This is a genomic window from Streptomyces sp. NPDC101166 (assembly GCF_044768125.1).
GTDB lineage: Bacteria > Actinomycetota > Actinomycetes > Streptomycetales > Streptomycetaceae > Streptomyces.
This window is the reverse complement of sequence record NZ_JBIWPF010000345.1, coordinates 1-1054: the sequence shown is the minus strand read 5'-3', so window position 1 is coordinate 1054 and position 1054 is coordinate 1. Positions and strand designations below refer to the sequence as shown.

The 1054-nt window shown below is 66.3% G+C and carries 2 protein-coding genes; one reads left to right on the top strand and one right to left on the bottom strand.

Annotated features, from left to right (window positions below; all coding sequences use genetic code 11):
- A partial coding sequence (locus tag ACIRS4_RS39000; protein ID WP_404205138.1) for an ABC transporter ATP-binding protein occupies positions 1–396 on the bottom strand: 396 nt, incomplete at its 3' end.
- A gap of 117 nt (positions 397–513) precedes the next feature.
- Between ACIRS4_RS39000 and ACIRS4_RS38995 the strand changes: the two genes are divergently transcribed.
- The coding region (locus tag ACIRS4_RS38995) for an LLM class F420-dependent oxidoreductase (RefSeq protein WP_404205136.1) at positions 514–1054 on the top strand (541 nt) is incomplete at its 3' end.

Below are 1054 nucleotides of genomic sequence, written 5' to 3'. Positions count from 1 at the left end.
CTTGCGGTCCAGGTAGGGCTCCAGGTCCAGCAGCTTGGCGGCCTCGAGCACGCGCTGCTGCCGCTCCTCCTTGGAGACCTTGGCCATCTTCAGCGCGAAGCCCATGTTCTCGGCCACGCTCATGTGCGGGTACAGCGCGTAGTTCTGGAACACCATGGCGATATCGCGTTCCTTGGGCTCGGCGTGCGTGACGTCCTTGTCCCCGATCAGGATTCGGCCGTCGCTCACCTCCTCGAGCCCCGCGAGCATGCGCAGCGAGGTGGATTTGCCGCAGCCCGAGGGGCCGACGAGCACCAGGAACTCGCCATCGGCGATCTCCAGGTTCAATGCGTCGACGGCGGGCTTGCCCGAGCCGGGGTACAGCCGGGTGGCCTGGTCGAAAGTCACCGTTGCCACGGTTAACACTTCCCTTCACCGGCAGGAACGTGCCGGACGATCCGAGTTCGAGGGTCGGCCCCAGAGCGTAGCCGAGGGCAGAATGGGCGGCAGTGATCACCGAGACCAGGAGCATTCATGAGCCGACCGGTTCGTATCGGAGTCCAGCTTCAGCCGCAGCATGCGCCCGACTACGGGTTGATCCGGGACGCGGTGCGTCGATGTGAGGACATCGGGGTGGACATCGTCTTCAACTGGGACCACTTCTATCCGCTGTACGGCGATCCCGAGGGCGCGCACTTCGAGTGCTGGACCATGCTGGGCGCGATCGCCGAGCAGACCGAGCGGGTGGAGCTCGGCGCGCTGGTCACCGGCGGCGGCTACCGTAATCCGGACCTGCTGGCCGATATGGCGCGCACCGTGGACCACATCAGCAACGGGCGGCTCGTGCTCGGTGTCGGTGCGGGCTGGTTCGAGAAGGACTACGACCGGTACGGGTACGAATTCGGCACGGCCGGAAGCCGTCTCGCGCTGTTCAAGGAGTCGATGGCCCGGATCACCGACCGGCTGGCCAAGCTGAATCCGCAGCCGGTGCGCGACATCCCCATCCTGATCGGCGGCGGCGGGGAGCAGAAGACGCTGCGGCTGGTCGCCCAGTACGCCGACATCTGGCACAGCT